This is a genomic window from Kroppenstedtia sanguinis (assembly GCF_050433445.1).
In the GTDB taxonomy this organism is placed as follows: Bacteria; Bacillota; Bacilli; order Thermoactinomycetales; family DSM-45169; genus Kroppenstedtia; species Kroppenstedtia sanguinis.
The window spans coordinates 1-17,605 of record NZ_JBNPXF010000036.1 but is presented as its reverse complement, the minus strand read 5'-3'; the positions used below and the strand labels follow the sequence as shown (position 1 = coordinate 17,605).

Sequence of the window (17,605 nt, the reverse complement as noted above, 5' to 3'; positions counted from 1 at the left end):
TCAGATTGTAGTGCCTGTGGCGCATCCTCAATTTCAGATTGTAGTGCCTGTGGCGCATCCTCAATTTCAGATTGTAGTGCCTGTGGCGCATCCTCGATCTCAGATTGTAGTGCCTGTGGCGCATCCTCGATCTCAGATTGTAGTGCCTGTGGCACATAAGGTCGCTTCCGCTCCCAGGTCTCGCTATGGCAACACACGACTCCCTTCCACCTCCCGTTTTCGGTTAGCCCTGAGGATTTGCCATTTTTCAGCCACAAACTCCTTGTTCTTAAACTCCCTTCACTCATCGGAATAGACTGGACGTGATAGGTATTAAGCTAAAACAAAAACAGCCGCTGACCTTTAGCCCGCCAGCAGCCGCAACCTCTTCTCCAATTATGAATTTGCACTTTGTTCCTCCACCTTCTGTTCCTCTACCTTTCGTTTCGGAAAAAAGGGTTTGGCATACTTATTGAGTAGCCAGGATGCCACGAAAGCGACAATTAGAGCTTTTACCAAAAACAGGAATAAATCCGCTCCCAAAGGGATGATCAGTTGGTTCATCCAATCCGGTTGCATAGGTTGGGCTCCAGGGATCGTAATCACTCCTCTTGTCCAATTTAAAATCCTTCGATCAGCAAAAAGTTACTTAAGAGCTTTGTCTACTCCCAACCGACAGTTCCCAATGAAACAACGGGGAACCGTCTTCGCAACAGCGATAGTCTATATAAGCTAGGATTCTATCATCCCTCTTATTATATCTGCCACCTCGAACCCTGTCACTCTATTAATTCAACGAACGCGGATAAATTTTATATTTTTCCGTTCGTGAATCGCGAATGACTCCACTCCAATTCAGTCCAAATCCAAAATCATAGACATGGTTTTCTGAATCCACATGACACTCCAAATCATGCGCAACGTCTTCTAACTGCTCTTCTACCGTCTTGATATCCATAGGCATCTGAAACGGCAGCAAGCCTGAGGGTTCGAAAACACCTCTTAGCAGTTCCATTATCACCGAATCTTCCACGCCGAAGTGGGTGATGATGACATCGGCTGCCGCTTCTAGTTCTGCGACAATGGTCGGCTTGGACTGCAACAGTGATACAATCACCGGCTTTCCTCGCATCCTTTCCCTTGTTTCGAGAACAGCCTCCAAATCCTGTGAATTTCGTGTTGCCACCGTTTTTCCTTGATAGGAACGATCGTCGTTTCCCCCCGGATCACCGGCTATGCTGCGTTCACGAGCAAATTCGGCGGTATAGGGCTTGTATTGAAGGCTGATGGGAACATAACCATTGCCCCCTTTTTCTAAATCTTCCCTGCTGTAACCAATTCCCGAATCCGGAGTTTCAATAAACACCAAACCGAAGTCTGCTTCGTCTGGACGGTCGGTTACATCGAAGTAATTAGATACGACATCCAAATCGATGGGGTATTCCAGCTTTTCCGGCGTCGGAGCACCAAACCAATTGACTCCGGCAGGTAAGCGCCGTTTCGGAATGTAAACTTTTTTGCGTTCTGGGATCGGAAGTACCTGTCCCTTGTTTTTCAAGAGAACAACCGATTTCTGTTGTGCTTCGTAACCCGCCTGCAGAAACTCCGGACAGCTGACTGTCTGCCTGCTTTCCTCGGATTTTAGGTAAGGATTTTCGAACAAGCCCACCCGAAAAATGTTTATCAACAAACGAACGGCTGATTGTTCAAATCGTGCTCTCATAAACGCTTCCCCATGTTCTTCAACACCTATTTGATAAGCCTCCAGCACAGGCCTCAATTCGGTGTTACCGCCAAATTGGTCTACACCTGCCATGATTAGCTTGTAGATCCGCTCCTCGACAGAGAGGTGCTCGACTCCCCATGACTTGCCTGTCATGATCGCATCTTGTTGCTCACCCCCATCCTCTGTAATCAACCAATCGGTGCAGACCACCCCATCGTAGCCGTATTGTTCCCGCAGTAAATCCGTAATTAAATAGGAGTTGTATGCGTTGCCAACATTCTCCCCATTTTTTTGGTCTTGATTGTATGAGATCGTATAGTATGGCATGATCGCGGAGGCCTGCCCTGTCTTTCCCTCCAATTTAAAAGCACCATCGAGGAAGGGTTTCAGATGCTCCGCAAAGTTGTTTCCTGGGTATACCGCATACTTTCCACAAGCAAAATGCGCATCCCGGCCCCCTTCCCCTGAGCCTCCACCCGGCCAATGCTTCACCATGGCATTTACGCTATCCCTGCCCCAACCGTCCGCCCATTCATTTTTACCCTCGGAGGTCTGGAATCCGTCCACATATGCCCGCCCCATATCCGTGGACAGACGTGGATCCTCACCGAAGGTACCACTAAAACGGAACCAGCGCGGATCGGTGGCGATATCAATCTGTGGTGATAAGGCTGTTGTCATCCCCAGAGCACGATATTCTTTGGCGGCGATCTCTCCGAATTTGCGCATCAAATTCGGATCGAATGTAGCCGCCAATCCCAGCGTTTCCGGCCAGCGTGACACCTGGGCGGCAGAGCCTGCCCCCGCATTAAATTCGGCGCTCATATCAAAGCCGTGGCGCGGGTCTGAACTATTGTTTACGGGAATACCGAAGCCCTCTCCCTCTGCAACAGCTTGCAGACGGTTATTCCAGCGGGCCGCTGTTTCAGGACTATCTACCATCATGATCAACATATGACGAATGTAGTTCTTCTTTAAGTAAGCCAGCTGTTGGTCTGTCAAATCCCAAGGCTTAGCACCACTCTCTTCATAGGATTTTCCACCATAAGTGGTTGCCCCGAAAAAGTTCCCGCTTACGGACGGGATGATTTGATGACTGCTGTGAAGCATCAAGCCCGCGATTTCTTCCACAGACAGTTTGGAAGCCAAATCCCGTGCACGTTCTTCCGGCGGTAATCGCCAGTCCTCATATTTGTCCAACTTCCCATCTTGATTGAGGTCTTTGAAGAACAGACCCTCTTGTTTCAAGATGGAGACGCCGGATGTTTCAGAATAAGCAAGCGTGGGCCCCTCTTCATTCTCGACGTATCTGATAGAAACATCCAGGTCGATGAATTTGCTTTTATCCTTCATGGTTTACAACCTCCTAATTATGAATTGTGATTTCCTTTGCGGTCTCCCGGTCGATTTAATTCTTCTCCACTCGACTGAAAACGATTACAATTCAATGATAAAGAAAGCGACCTTTTTACAGACAGGTCACTTCTTGTGCAGATCTATGTTCATTTTTAATCTCTTTTGCATCCGTCACAGCTTAAGAATAGACACACCCAAAATTGACCCCATCCCAGGCGTGTTGATGCGCCATATTTTAGGTAGGAACTAAGGTCGGGATGGTGGGACGGTGAAGAGCCTTTGCGCTCTTTGCAAGAGATCGGATCCGTCCCACTATCCCCGTCCCTTCAAACCATATTTTACGATGGGGCAAGGGGAAGAGCGAAAGGGTCGTTTCGTTCTCATCATCCACTTGAGGGTTCATCACAGCCCTGGCCCCATCCATATACTTATTGACACACTTATCAATAAACCCTTTGCAACTCCATAAGTTCCACCCCATGAGGTTCCAATGTGGACACATAGTTCAAGTGGCCTTCCACTTCCACATACCTGGTGTGCAATTGGGGACGGGTACTAACTTTCAAATAGTGAATATCCTCTGCCGATAATTCTTCAGGAGCCCCCATTTCCACCCATCGATCAAAACTGCTTCCATGCTGACGGTCGATGCGATAGGTGACCATCCGATATTTTCCCTCAGACAGTCCTGTGAATTGGATCTCCCTCTTCACTGTTTTCTTATCCTTAAAGGCATTGTAACGGCAGGTGGTGTGTATGAAAGACGTATCTCCAGAGGCATACAGGTCATCAAAATGACAATAGTTATAGGTTAAAACTTGATAGCCGTGACATCCTGCTGTCACTATAAAACCTTCCCCTTTGCAGATCAACCGGTCCCCTAATTTCGCCAACAATTCATATGCAAACAAGCCGGCCTTGGGAATGCCATATGGGGCCATCAATCCCAACCCTCCGTGAAATAACTGCGGGGAAGCCGCCGTCTCTTCCACTTGGTCACTAAGCATCCAATATCCAAATCCACTGACACTGTCCAGATTCTCCACAAGATTTTTGGCGATGTAGGCCGCTTTATATAGCGTATCCAGGGCTGTTGATTAACCAGAAAATGGGCGGCGGAAGGGAGTCGTGTGCTGCCAAAGCGACCTTTGCGCCACAGGCACTACAATCTCGATGGGCTGAAGCCCTGGAATAAAGGTAGCCATCCTACCCAGCGGAGAATCTGGAGGGAGGGCGTTTAGGGGCAACATCTTCCCTGTGTTGCTTCCGTAAGGCTTTGCCCCTGCCCGATGGTCAGATTTGGAGCGGCCAGTTTTCACTTCCTTGCTGGATGGCAACCGGAGCGTGGTAGAACACGATCTCCCCACCCAAAATATGGCTAATCAACACGCCTGTAGCGTATCATTTGTCAATTCCCGATGACATGCAGTTGCGTTCCATTCTGTCAGATAGAGATCCAAATGGGAGAGGTTCTGAGCGGACAGCCCTTCTTTTTCCTCAGCCAATATCCTTTTCAAAAAATCAGGATCTGATGAAATCGGAATAAATTCCTTGATCAAATTCGGATCAAACTGCAACGGAAGAAGATCGATCCATTCCTGCTCGGTTCGGGCCTCCCCAGGGTCATGGGGATAGAAATGGACCGGGATAAAATCCGGCAAACATTGGTGGTTTCGACAAAAGCTGAAAAATACGTCCCGAGAAGCCACCGAAGTGAGTTGGGGAATCGTCCCTGCGGATGCTCCCACCTGCAGACGGGTTGAGATCCCTTTGATCGTTTCGTAAGTACAACGGTAAAATTCCCGGTACTCTGCCTCCGTCCCAGACCAGAATACGTATACCTCTGGCTCGTTCCAAAACTCAAACTTCCAATTCTCCACTTCTTTGATCCCGTAACGATTGATGCAATGCCGTAAGAAACCATCCACCCATTCACACCATTTGTCCAAAGATTTTGGCGGGCTCGTATAACTCGGATTGTAAAATACGGTTTTGCTCTTGTCAGACGCAAGGTCTGATGGCATAAATCCCAATTCGACAAATGGTTTTAAACCGATGGATAACAAAAAATCAAACCATTGATCCACATACCTAAAGTTGAATTGCGGATTCCCTGCGGGATCTTCACCATAGACCATCATGTCATCGTCAAATATTCCGTGAAAACGCAAATAGCGAAAAGAGATTTTCTCTTGGACATATCTTAATTGCTCCTGAACATCAGCATAGAGCCCTTCTTTCGCTTTTCCAATCGTCATCAGGTTTTTCCATGTATGTCGAATCGGAGTGCCATGGGCATCATCCAGATCCACCTGATGTCTCTTGGTTTCAAAAGAATACACTTCCTCCACTGGAAAGGAGCCATCTGACCGCAAATATTGATGCAGGATTCCCAGTGCATTGGAGGGATTGAAACTCAAATAATTGGCCAAGGAATTTCCCTCCTTGCAATCGTTACTCCCCCGGCGGTAATGTTCCCTGTATGTGTGAGGCGTCATATGATATCTGCTTTTAAATGCGGAATAAAAAGACTTTGCATTAGGAAATCCATGGGCCATCGCCACCTCCACAATCGGTTGGGTTGGATGACTCAATAAATCTTCCACTGCATTTTTCAACCGGATACTGGTTAAATACTTGCGGAAATTTTCTCCGATATGTTCCCGGAAAAACTTAGACAAATAAGGAACCGAGAGATATTCTTGTTCGGAAATCCTTTGCAGAGTCATCGATTCGCGATAATGTTCATCAATAAATGAAATGATTCGTAGCATTCGTTCCATATGCTTTTCATTGACTGAAGTACCTGTGGGCATCGTCTTAAATTGTTTCATCAGGATCGCAAATACATCCAACAGCCTTGCTTGCATCTCCAGTTCGAAGGCTTCACCTTTTTGCTGTTTTAATTGAACGATTTTCGCCAGTAATTGACGGATTTTATCTAGCGAGGATCTTTTTCCTGCGTCTACACTGCTCATATGACAATCAAATTCAAAAGTCTCAATCCCGTGGATCCTTTTCTTGAGATAGGACATGGGAATCAGATAAGTTGCAATGATATTGCTGCTCAGTCCGATAACCTCATGAACATGATTTTGATTAATTAATAAAACATCCCCTTCGGTGAGGGGATGTGTCTCATGATCCACTGTAACTTCCAGCTTTCCCCGCAGAACGAAAATGATTTCAATGCTGTGATGCCAGTGCCTCGGAACATAATTCACATAGTGAAGGGATACGTCAAAGGGTATCATGTCACTTGTTTCGACGATTTCGTAAGTTGAATGAGCCATCCCATTCTCCCCCCAGAGCTTCTGGATGTTTGTTCAATGATCCCCGATGATCAACCAAAAAAGCAGGCACACCCAGCCATGGGATATTTAAAACAGGCAGCTACTTCCCTTTTTCTCCAACCGCTGGAGACGGTGGTTCAAGTCATCCCACTCTCGCCCGTGGCCCCCTGGTCCCATCCGTGTCCGTTTCGACAAACGTGCCTTCGCTTCCAATGCCATTTGATACGCCCGCTTCATCTCCCGTGTCCGATGTTCAAAGTGCTTGGATAATTCTACACAAGGCTCCGGGTTGAGACGGTCTTCTTCCATCCACGTCCTCCATAGGCCCTGGGCAGCTTCCCATTCCCCCTGCTGCTTCAGTAACGAGGAGGCGCCGCGGAAAGCTTCCCTTCTATAACGGAGGGGGACCTCCCGCCGGGTATGGATCTCGGAATATCTGGCGAGAGCTCCTTTTGAATCCCGTTCCCGCCACCAGTTCCCCAGGGCGAGCCATTCGGCGGGGTGAGTGGGCTGGATCTTTCCGGTACTCAGGTAATTGAGATGGATCCACAAAGAGACGAGGGAAAGGACATCCTGTTCGTTATGACGGAACACCCCTTCCATTCCAGCAGGATCGCCTCCCTTCAAATAATCGAAATAAAGCACCGGAGCCAAATGCCCTGGAACATCATCCAAACGTTTCACACCCAGTCGGGACGATTCCACTTCCTGTAACCGACAGGAGGGAAGTTGTTCTCTCCAAAGCCGACGGCTGGGATATAAAAGATCACAGTGTATCTTGTCCTCGATCCAGGGAATGTGGTGAACAGTAGCCCGTGTTCTTAACTGATTCCAGTCAAAGGCCTTTCCGTTATAAGTCACCACCACGGAAAAAGAGGAGAGCCGCTCCAGAAAATCTTCCAGCAACGCCGATTCTCCCTCCACCTGGGGTAAAAAAAAGTGCTCCACAATAAAAGAATCCTGCCGATAATACCCGATTCCGTACAAAAAAATCAGGTTGCCGGCACCTGTCCCCAGCCCCGTCGTTTCAGTATCAAAAAAGAGCAGGTCTTCCACTGCTCTCTCTCCGACTCCTTCTGGCCATAATGGAGAAGCACCCATCTGGCTCCCCGACAGCTCTCCCAGAGAATAGATCCCCGCCCGCTTCTCTAAGGGATAAACCTTTTGCCGGTGCAGATAGACACCCTTCTCCTGCTCCCGACGGAGGAAACCGGAAAAGGGAGCCTTCCCATCACCGGCGGGAGATGCCGGCACCGGGGCCGGTTTCTTTTGATCTTTAAAGTGCATCCGCAACCGATCACGCAGGGACATCCCCATCACTCCCGGTTTCCATTGGATCTGATGCTCCCATTGTATCTTCCATCGAGGGAAAAAGCGATGTCTGGAATGATTTCACAGCTCCTGCTCCTCCAGCAGGGAATCCAACAAAGTCAAAGTCAAGCTTTTTCCCTGGCTTCCGGTCTCTACTGCGGGTCCCGTACAGGATGGGCACCCTTCTTCACAGGGACAGCGACGGATATGTTCCCGGGAGATATAGAGCAACTCCCGGTGCAGTTCAAAAAGTTTCTCACTGAGCCCCACGCCTCCGGGATATTTATCATACAGAAAAATCGTTGGTTTTCCGGAATGAATCGCTTTGATCTGAGTAACCACACCCAAATCCCGCGGATCACACATCAGGTACAGAGGGGCCAAATGGGAGAGAACATGGCTCAGTCCCACCAATCCGGATTGCAGATCTTCCCGACCCAACCGGGAGGCGATCTCTTCCCCCGCCGTCAGCCAATAAGCAGTGGTGTGCATCTCCTCCTCCGGAAGCTGGATCGGACCACTGCCGATATTTTCATGGGTGCCGAACTTGATCTTTTTAAACAGAGTCGCCAGCGCATTTACCGTCACTTCCCCCATCGCCTTTTCCCGATTGGGCCCATCGCTCTCTGTTCGCTCTACTTCCAACACCCGGAGCTGAACCGCCAGATTGGCATCGGTGTAATAATCTACATCCACCTTTCGTACGAAGGCCTTTTTCTCTTCATAGTCCAGTTTTTCTACCTGATACTGAACGCCCTCATGAAGATAAATCGCCTCTTCGTGAATCAACGTCGGAGCGCTAAACCGATCTACCTCCCCCAGAACGCGGTGCTGTGTCTCGCTAATATCGATGATGACGAAATTCTCCTGAGCGGCGGAACGCAGACTGATCTCTTTGGCAGGAAAGGATTGATCCATCCAATACCAACGCCCCCCTGACCGGTGCAGAATTCGTTCCTCCACCAGGAAATCCAGCACTTCTTCTGTAGTGGCCACACCAAACTCTTCCCCCTCGACAAAGGGAAGTTCATAGGCGGCGCATTTGATGTGATTCACCAGAATCACCAGGTTGTCCGGCTGGATGAGCGCATGTTCCGGCGTCCGTTGCAAAAAATACTCCGGATGTTCGATCATATACTGGTCCAGAGGATTGCTAGAAGCTACCAGAAAAGTAATAGAGGCTCCCTGCCGACGCCCCGCACGTCCCGCCTGTTGCCAGGTACTGGCGACGGTCCCCGGATATCCGCAGATGACACACGCTTCCAGTTCTCCGATATCGATCCCCAGTTCCAACGCATTGGTACTGACCACCCCACGGATCTCCCCCTTGCGCAGACCTTCTTCAATCTGCCGTCGCTGGGTGGGGAGATATCCACCGCGATAGCCTCGCACCTGATCCGGCAACCTTTTTTGCAGATAGGTGAGAAGCACCTCCACACGCACCCGGGAACGGGCGAACACAATCGTCTGCACATCGTTTCGGATCAATTCCTCCGCCAAGGTTTTCGCTTCTAATACACTGCTGCGCCGAATTCCGAGGGCGGAGTTGACCACCGGCGGATTGAAAAAGACAAAATGCTTCTCGTCGCTGGGGGCTCCGTTTTGATCGACTAAATGGACAGGAACTCCCACCAATTTTTCTGCAAATTCTACAGGATTGGCGATCGTAGCTGAGGACAGGATAAACTGCGGATCCGAACCGTAATGGCGGCAGATCCGTTTCAACCGACGAAGTACATTGGCAAAGTGGCTACCAAATACTCCCCGATATGCATGAAGTTCGTCAATAACAATGTAGCGAAGGTTTTCAAACAACTTCACCCACTTGGTATGATGAGGCAGAACCGCTTGGTGCAACATATCAGGATTGGTCACCACCAGATGGCCCGCCCGGCGAATCATTTGCCGGGCAGCAGGAGGGGTGTCCCCGTCATAGGTATATCCTTTGATTCCCCGATCCAATGCCTCTATCATCGCGTTTAACTCTTTTAACTGATCATAGGCAAGGGCTTTCGTCGGAAAGATATACAAAGCCCGGGCTTCCGGTTCTTCCAGGATCCGGTGCAGAACGGGTAGATTGTAGCAGAGTGTCTTCCCCGAGGCGGTCGGGGTGACGATCACCACATGCTTTCCCTCCAGACTGGCTTCCACTGCCGCTGCCTGGTGTGTATACAGACGCTCAATCCCCCGTTGCTGCAACACCTCCTTCAGATCCGAATGCAATTCTTGGGGAAAATCGGCAACCTGTGCCGGTTGGGCCGGTATCGTCTCCCACCGCGTCACCCGGTCCCGAATGTCCACCCGGTTTTTGCACTGCTCGATCCACATCTTGGCATTCATCCCTCTGTCTCCTCTCTCTACCCGGAGGATACCGAAAACACGTTCGGGAATCAAGAGGGACCTGCTCCCGCTTTTACCAAATCCACACGGCCACCAGAGTGGACAGGATCAAGCCCGCCAACACGGGGAGGAAATTCCTGCGAACCAACTCCATCACCGATACTCCGGCAAAACCTGCCACCGCCATCAACGAAGACCAGGCGATGATCGTCCCACCCCCGGTCCAGATACTGCCCATCTGACCCACGGCAGCCAAAGTGACAGGGTCCATCCCCGAAGGGGTGGCCAAGGCTCCCGCTAGTCCTCCCGTTAAGGGGAGCCCGGAAAAACCGGATCCGTCCAGACCTGTGATCATACCGACGATCAAGATGCCAAATGTAGTCAAAACCCCGTGATCGGGAATCAGGTTCTGCCCCGCCTGAACCAAGTCAAACAGGAAGGAGGGAGCATCCTTCCCTGCAGTCAGGATCTCCCCGGAAAAATCCCCGCTCCCGAGAAAGAAGAATCCAGCGATGGGCACCACCGGTCCCATCGTGCGAAAGGCGAACAAAAAACCCGCCACCAGATGGTCACTGATCCGGTCCAAAGCTTGGATCCGCGCATAGGCGACGGTGGATGCGGTCAACAATATCGCCGCCACGCCTCCGATCAAAGCAGCTCCTCCCAAACCCGCCATCGATGGCCTCCCTGATTTGGAGGTGGCCATATAAACCATGACACCCAACAACGACAAGGGAACCCACACCGCAAAGACCCGTCCCCAAACCGTTGTATCCTTCACACGCAAAAAACGGAATTCCTCCTCATTCTGTCGGAAGTTCAGCTTCGTCCTCGGTGTCGTCTGATCCTTCTTCCTAATTTGTTTTCGCAAGACAAAATAAGCCCACCCGAGAGCAACCCATCCGGTAATCCAGGAGAGAATCCAGGCCCGCTCCGCCACAGCTGCTGAACTCACCCCGGCGGCCTTGGCACTTAACATGGGAGCCACCTGCATGACATAATCTGATGAAAGGGCCATCCCTTGACCAGCCAGGGAGATCGCCACCGCTCCACCGATAGCCGGAAGTCCCGCCCGGATGGCTGGTGGCAACAACAAGGCTCCAATCAGAGGGACCGCCGGTGTCGGCCAAAAAAACAGGGACAAAATATAGGTCACCCCGGCCAGTATAAAGTAGGAAAGATGAGCGTTCACCATCAATCGTTGCACCGGTGCCACCATCAACCGGTCGGCACCCAGATCCTCCAGGGAGCGTAACAGTCCCACCATGAAGGCAATGATCAGAAAGATACTGAACAATTCCCGTGCTGCCACTAGGTTGGCATTAAAAACAGCCTGAAAACCGTTCACCAGATCCCCTTTCCATAGCCAGGCGACCAGCCAGGTTCCGATCCATGCGGGCAAGATCACTCCACGCCGGAACAGCATGGCCCCGATAATGACTAGGGTTACCAAAGCATAGGTTCCGTGTGCCACAGACAGCCCCATTTTCGGCACCTTCCTTTTTCCTAGGAATGGTCGTTCATCATATGGAACTGAAAAGGAAGGTGTGATGCTTTGAAAGGGCAAGCCCCCGCCGTGAATCGACGGGGGCTTGCGGAAGAGATTCGTTTATCTTCAAGGCTGTTGATTAAAAACCATAAAATGGATGATGGGAAGAGCGAAAGGATCGTTTCGCTCTTCCCATTGCCCCCATCGTAAAGTATTGCTTGAGGGGACGGGGAGGGTGGGACGGCTACGATCTCTTGCCAAGAACGCAAAGGCTCTTCACCGTCCCACTATCCCCACCTTATTTTCTACCTAAAATATGACTAATCAACACGCCTGGTTTATCTTCTTAAATTCCACTCATCCCGTCCATAGCGGGATGAAACCAATTCCTGTGTCAGCTTCTGTTCCTGCGGGGTTAATTCTCCAGGTTTGAGCTGGATCTGTAATCCCTTTTCAAAGCCTCGGGTCATTGCACGCACTGTTTCATCAAAGGAGACCGGAGGTTGCCGCAACTGATTGATGGCCACCGCTTTGTTGAGAAAGCCTTGCTTCATCCGCTCCTTCACCCTCTCTGAAGGAAAGTTGAGGACATCGAAGAGAAGGTCCGCATCCAAATCCAACAAAATGGAACCATGCTGCATAATCACACCCCGTTGCCGAGTCTGGGCACTGCCCGCCACTTTTTTCCCTTCCACCACCAGTTCATAGTTAGAAGGGGAGTCAAAACAGGCCGCCGACCCCATGGATGCATATTGCGCCTTCTCCGCCTCGGTCTCCAGAGGGACCATTTCCGCCTGCAAACCTAACTCCCGAAACCCTTCCAGCAACCCGGTGCTGAGTACCCGGTAGGAAGCGGTTACGGAAGTGGGCATCCCTGGGTAATCCTCCTCGAGGATCACACTGTAGGTAACTTCCTGATCATGGAGGACCGCCCGTCCGCCTGTGGGGCGACGCACCAAGCCCAGTCCCTTGGCATGGAGCTGCTCCCGATTCACTTCTTTCTCCACACGTTGAAAATAACCGATGGACAGCGTCGCAGGATCCCACCCATAGAAACGAAGGGTGGGCGGGGATTCCCCTTTGCTGACGGAAGTCAGGATCGCCTCGTCGATAGCCATGTTTTCCGCACTAGAATGGTTTCCTGTATGCAAGAGACGCCAGATACCGGCTCTCATCCTCCATCACCTGCCTTTCAGATACGAGACTATTTTACCGCTTCTATTACACATCCACAAACCGAATCAGAGGCGGCCCTGCTCTCGCATCCATTCCACACTGTCGGCGATGGTTTCCTGCAAAGGCTTCCAGCGGTAGCCCAACTCCCTTGCCGCTTTGGAAGAGTCATAATAGACGGCCCCGTTCATCAGCCGAACCAGATCCCAGGCCAGGGGGGCTTCTCTCTTCTTCAGATATCCATAGATCTCCCCTGCTGCCGCACCTCCCACCGCCAACCATCGAGGAAGAGTCTGGATTCTCCGATTTGCACCGGCAGCATCGGCGATCATCTGAAACGCCTCTGCCAGAGACAAATTGGCCCCACCCAGGAGGTACCGTTCGCCGATTCTCCCCCTCTCTGCCGCTCCCAGATGTCCTTCCACCACATCTGCCACATCACAGAGGTTGACACCTCCTGCCGGTGCGAATCGTAACTTTCCTTGGGCTACCTCCCGCACAAATCCCGGGCGGCCCTCCCCTAAAATAATGCTCGGGTTGACCACCACACCTGGCAATCGGCCAGCTTCTGTCTCTTCCAACACGATGCATTCCGCCTGCCGTTTCGCCATGGCATATCCATTGTTCAATCGATCTCCGTTGAAAGGAAAGGTTTCATCCACCGGTTTCCCGGTGTCGGAAAATCCCACCGCCGCCGCAGAGCTCGTCTGAATCAACCGATTCACATTCCCCCGCATCACTTCCTTCACCATATTTTTCGTCCCCTGAACATGACTGTTCCCCATGTTTTTCCGTAAAGCCCTCCCCCAAGCAACATTCCCAGCGGTATGAAATACCCACTCCATCCCCCGGGTGCAACCGCTCAGTGATTCCGGTTCCAGCACATCCCCCTTAAAAAAACGCACCTCCCTGCGGATCTTCTCAGGCAACCGTTCCCGCTTTTCTTCCCGGCGGTACAGAAGAGTCACCTCATCTCCTCGTTCCAGCAACTGTTGCACCAAATTTCTTCCCAGAAACCCTGTTCCTCCTGTCACCAGCACACGCATCCTCTTCCACTCCTCTCGTGGTTTTCTCTTGCTCCCCGTCTCCTGACGGAGGGAAAATCCTTGGCAGTCATATCCGCAGTCACCTCAGAATAATCTTGGATGTCTAAAGACATTGGGATTTCAGGTTCGCCAAGTTCCTCGGGATCCGATTTCACATATCTCGTAAATCCATACTTGGGAATCAGCCGGTCGGGATGGGGTTTCACATGTCGTTTTCGTTATTCTGACGACCCAAAATCACTCCATGCGAAGCTCCACCATCCCATCCCGCCCTCTCTTTTCATCGTTATTTCTCTTTATACTGGAACTCTTCTCACTCATCTATTATTCTATTTATAGACGGAACTTTTAGAAAGGGTGTTATTTTCTCAGCAGTTTTATCGAAGGGATGGATTCTCCTGAAAAAGAGGTGACCTGATTTTGAGTGAGAATCGCTATGTCCATTACAAAAAGGCCTTTTCCGATATTCCCAAACCTTTTGCCTTTCTCGACCTGGATCTGTTGCAGGAAAACATCAAGAACATTCGAGATCGGAGCAGTGGAAAGAACGTGCGGATCGCCAGCAAATCGATCCGCAGCGTGCCTGTGCTTCAACGGATTCTGGATTCCGGCGCGCCCTTCCAGGGAGTGATGTGTTACTCCCCGTCGGAAGCCGTATTTTTGGCGGAACAAGGATTCGACGATCTGCTCGTCGCCTACCCGGCTTGGGAAAAGGAAAAGTTGCGCTCCGTCGCCAACCAGGTCCAAGCGGGAAAAGAGATCACTCTGATGGTGGATTCCCCCCCACACGTGGACCGACTGGAGGAGGTGGGGCGGGAACAAGAGGTTTGCCTCCCGGTCTGCCTGGATATAGATCTTTCCGTCTCCTTACCGGGCCTTCATTTTGGCGTCCATCGCTCTCCCTTATTCACCCTGGATTCATTTCTGGAGACAGCGAAAAAAATCCGCGACGCCAAGCACCTCCGACTGGATGGGATCATGGGTTATGAGGCCCAAGTCGCTGGAGTGGGTGATCGTGTTCCCGGCCAAGTGCTAAAAAACGGGGGGGTCCGTCTGTTGAAAAAACATTCCATTCGCCGGGCCGCCCGCATTCGTAAAGAATGGACGACCGCCCTGAGAGAATTGGGACTTTCTCCCCGCTTCATCAATGGTGGCGGGACGGGGAGCCTAGCAGAAACCGCCCAGGAGGATGTGGTGACCGAGGTGACGGTCGGTTCCGGTTTTTACTCTCCCATCCTCTTTGATCACTACCATTCCTTTCGCTATCAACCAGCGGCGGGTTTCGCCCTGGAAGTGACCCGTCACCCCCGGCCGGGAATTTACACTTGCTCCGGAGGCGGTTACATCGCTTCCGGTGCGGCGGGGGCAGATCGACTTCCCCGTCCTTATCTCCCAGCGGAAGCCCGATTAACCTCCCTTGAAGGAGCTGGTGAAGTACAGACCCCCCTTCGCTTGAAAGAAGGCGGTCTCTCTCTGGGAGATCCGGTCTTTTTTCGCCATGCCAAGGCAGGAGAATTGTGCGAGCATTTCAACGAATTGTGGATCATTTCCGCTGGTGAAGCTATCGATCGCTATCCGACATACCGAGGAATGGGGGCCTGTTTCCTATGAACTCCGCCGTGGACAACAAACCCCAGACTCGCACCAACTGGTCCGGATCCGTCCGCTTCACCCCTCGGGAAGCCGCCTTCCCCACCACAGAAGAGGAGGTAGTCTCTCTCATCCACCGGGCCCAGGAAAAGGGCACCACCATCCGGGTGATCGGCTCTGGCCATTCCTTCACCCCACTGGTAGAAACAGATTCCCTCCTCGTCTCCCTGGACCGGATGCAGGGTGTGCAAACCGTGAACTCTGAACAACAACAAGTGTCTGTCTTGGGTGGAACCAAGCTAAAAGCCCTGGGCGCCTCTCTCCTCCAACAAGGCTGGTCACCGGAAAACCTGGGAGATATCGATGTCCAGTCTATCGCCGGCGCTATCAGCACCGGCACCCATGGTACGGGTCTGGGATTAGGAAACCTCTCCCAGCAGGTTGAGGCCCTCACCCTGGTCACTGCCGACGGTCAGATCCGGGAATGCTCTGCAAAGCAAGATCCGAACCTGTACCAAGCGGCCCGGGTATCTATCGGGAGTCTAGGGATCATCAGCCAAGTTCGCTTGCGAGTGGAACCCTTGTATCGCCTCCATTTTCAGAGCAAGCGACTGCCACTGGCTGAAGTGGTCAATCGGTTGGAGGAGTATCCATCGAATCACCGGCACTTTGAGTTTTTCTGGTTTCCCTATACTGACTCCGTCCAGGCCAAGTTTATGAACAAGACTGATGCTCCTCCCACCCGCAAAGGATGGTGGAGCTCCTTCAACAAGTGGGTCCTGGAAAACGGCGCCTTTTGGTGCCTGTCGGAGGGAGCCCGGATCTTCCCTCGTTTCAGCCAGACGGTCAGCCGCATCTCCGCTTGGGGCGTTCCTCAATTTGAAGAGACCGGCAACAGCCAATCCCTCTTTGCCACCCCCCGTCATGTCCGATTTAACGAGATGGAATACAGCGTTCCCTTTGCATCCCTGCCAGCAGTGATCGAAGAGATGAAACAAGCGCTGGAGGAAAACCAGTTCCAGGTTCATTTCCCCATCGAAATCCGATTTGTCAAAGGGGATGACATCTGGCTCAGCCCCGCTTACGGTCGAGACTCCGCCTTCGTCGCCGTCCATATGTACAAAGGGATGGCCTACAAAGAATACTTCCAAGCGATGGAACACATCTTCCTCCGTCATGAAGGACGCCCCCATTGGGGAAAGATGCACCACTTGGGAGCCGATGAACTTAGCAAACTTTATCCCCACTGGCATGACTTCCAACACATCCGGCATCAGCTGGATCCCGACGGACGCTTCCTCAACCCCTATCTACGACGCATCTTCGGTTTGTAAACCATCCATGACAAAGAACGGGCCGCTGGTCGACCCGTTCTTTGACCGTTCATCCTTCTTCCACCGGCGCCAGTTGCTCCTGTTCCTCCTCAGTATAAGGACGGGATCGGATCAGGAAACGAAGCCCCAGGGGAATCTCCAAAGAGAAGGAGGCCCCCCGTCCTTCTGTGATATCCACGGTCAGTTGGGTATGTTTCCAGTATTCAAATTGGGAGCGGGACATATAAAAGTCACACCCGTGAACCTCTCCCAAACGCACATCACTCATCCCTGTCCGGAACTCCCCTTTTCGGAAGCACATCGGCGCCGATCCGTCACAACAACCTCCGCTCTGGTGAAACATCAGATCCCCATGCTCTTCCCGCAGCCGATCGATCACTTGTGCCGCTGCCTCGGTGACAAGAACTCGGGGGAGTCGCTCCATCGCTTTTTTCTCTTCCATCGGCTCAGAATAATCCTGTCGGATTTTGATCATAGGAAATCAGCAGGTTCTTCGTCTGCTGGTAATGTTCCAGCATCATCTTGTGATTCTCCCGCCCGATCCCCGATTGTTTATATCCCCCGAAGGCCGCATGGGCTGGATACTGATGATAACAGTTGATCCAGACCCGACCCGCTTCGATCTTGCGGGCGATCTGATAGGCCTGATGGACATCTCTCGTCCAGAGTCCCGAACCCAATCCGTACAGGGTATCGTTGGCGATCTCCAGCAACTCTTGCTCATCCTTAAATGTGGTAACAGATACCACTGGTCCGAAGATCTCTTCCTGGAAGATGCGCATCCGGTTGTTTCCTTCAAAAATGGTCGGTTTCACATAAAAACCATCAGGATAGGATTCGTTTCGGTAAGCCTCCCCGCCGATCAAAACCCGAGCCCCTTCCTGCTTCCCGATATCCAGGTAGCTCATGATCTTCTCAAACTGATCCCGTGAGGCTTGCGCGCCCATCATCGTTTGCGGATCCAGGGG

At 51.5% G+C, this 17,605-nt stretch carries 14 protein-coding genes; 2 read left to right on the top strand and 12 right to left on the bottom strand.

The features are described from left to right. The 10 genes from JOD24_RS15440 to JOD24_RS15395 all read right to left on the bottom strand — a co-directional run. Positions 1-197 (bottom strand): hypothetical protein (locus tag JOD24_RS15440; protein WP_429247294.1); only part of this gene is annotated, 197 nt, incomplete at its 3' end. A 178-nt stretch (positions 198-375) separates the two neighbouring features. Continuing rightward, entirely contained in the window at positions 376-558 is a 183-nt protein-coding gene (locus JOD24_RS15435) for a hypothetical protein (RefSeq protein ID WP_380163761.1), read from the bottom strand. A gap of 208 nt (positions 559-766) precedes the next feature. Beyond that, the gene (locus tag JOD24_RS15430) at positions 767-3,058 is read right to left on the bottom strand and encodes a glycoside hydrolase family 3 N-terminal domain-containing protein (protein WP_380163759.1); all 2,292 of its coding nucleotides are present in this window, start codon (positions 3,056-3,058) and stop codon (positions 767-769) included. Between the two features lie 446 nt (positions 3,059-3,504). Then, positions 3,505-4,149: a GH39 family glycosyl hydrolase gene (locus JOD24_RS15425; protein WP_429247295.1), complete on the bottom strand. Its 645-nt coding sequence runs from the start codon at positions 4,147-4,149 to the stop codon at positions 3,505-3,507. A 294-nt stretch (positions 4,150-4,443) separates the two neighbouring features. Beyond that, positions 4,444-6,354 (bottom strand): GH39 family glycosyl hydrolase, encoded by a 1,911-nt coding sequence (locus JOD24_RS15420; protein WP_429247293.1) that lies wholly within the window; start codon positions 6,352-6,354, stop codon positions 4,444-4,446. An 87-nt stretch (positions 6,355-6,441) separates the two neighbouring features. Then, positions 6,442-7,665, bottom strand: coding sequence for a ribonuclease H-like domain-containing protein (locus JOD24_RS15415; protein ID WP_380163749.1), 1,224 nt, complete (start codon positions 7,663-7,665; stop codon positions 6,442-6,444). A gap of 81 nt (positions 7,666-7,746) precedes the next feature. Continuing rightward, entirely contained in the window at positions 7,747-10,005 is a 2,259-nt protein-coding gene (locus tag JOD24_RS15410; protein ID WP_429247292.1) for a DEAD/DEAH box helicase, read from the bottom strand. A 73-nt stretch (positions 10,006-10,078) separates the two neighbouring features. Beyond that, on the bottom strand, positions 10,079-11,491 hold the full coding sequence (locus tag JOD24_RS15405; protein ID WP_380163787.1) for a hypothetical protein: 1,413 nt from the start codon (positions 11,489-11,491) through the stop codon (positions 10,079-10,081). A gap of 341 nt (positions 11,492-11,832) precedes the next feature. Then, a complete protein-coding gene (locus JOD24_RS15400; protein ID WP_380163745.1) occupies positions 11,833-12,669 on the bottom strand; it encodes a lipoate--protein ligase family protein in 837 nt (278 codons plus the stop codon). A 66-nt stretch (positions 12,670-12,735) separates the two neighbouring features. Further along, positions 12,736-13,713 (bottom strand): SDR family NAD(P)-dependent oxidoreductase, encoded by a 978-nt coding sequence (locus JOD24_RS15395; RefSeq protein ID WP_380163743.1) that lies wholly within the window; start codon positions 13,711-13,713, stop codon positions 12,736-12,738. Between the two features lie 420 nt (positions 13,714-14,133). Here JOD24_RS15395 and JOD24_RS15390 point away from each other — a divergent pair, with 420 nt between their 5' ends. Further along, entirely contained in the window at positions 14,134-15,324 is a 1,191-nt protein-coding gene (locus JOD24_RS15390; RefSeq protein WP_380163741.1) for an amino acid deaminase/aldolase, read from the top strand. Next, positions 15,321-16,637, top strand: a complete 1,317-nt coding sequence (locus JOD24_RS15385) for a D-arabinono-1,4-lactone oxidase (protein ID WP_380163739.1) — start codon at positions 15,321-15,323, stop codon at positions 16,635-16,637. Before JOD24_RS15390 ends, JOD24_RS15385 begins: the two co-directional genes overlap by 4 nt. Before the next feature lie 49 nt (positions 16,638-16,686). On the opposite strand, the gene JOD24_RS15380 is transcribed toward JOD24_RS15385, so the two are convergent. Together JOD24_RS15380 and JOD24_RS15375 are read right to left on the bottom strand one after the other, a co-directional pair. Beyond that, positions 16,687-17,079 carry a DUF779 domain-containing protein gene (locus JOD24_RS15380; RefSeq protein WP_380163737.1) on the bottom strand — a complete coding sequence of 131 codons (393 nt, stop codon included), beginning with the start codon at positions 17,077-17,079 and terminating at the stop codon, positions 16,687-16,689. Between the two features lie 4 nt (positions 17,080-17,083). Further along, on the bottom strand, positions 17,084-17,605 hold a 522-nt coding region (locus JOD24_RS15375), incomplete at its 5' end, for an aldehyde dehydrogenase family protein (RefSeq protein WP_429247291.1).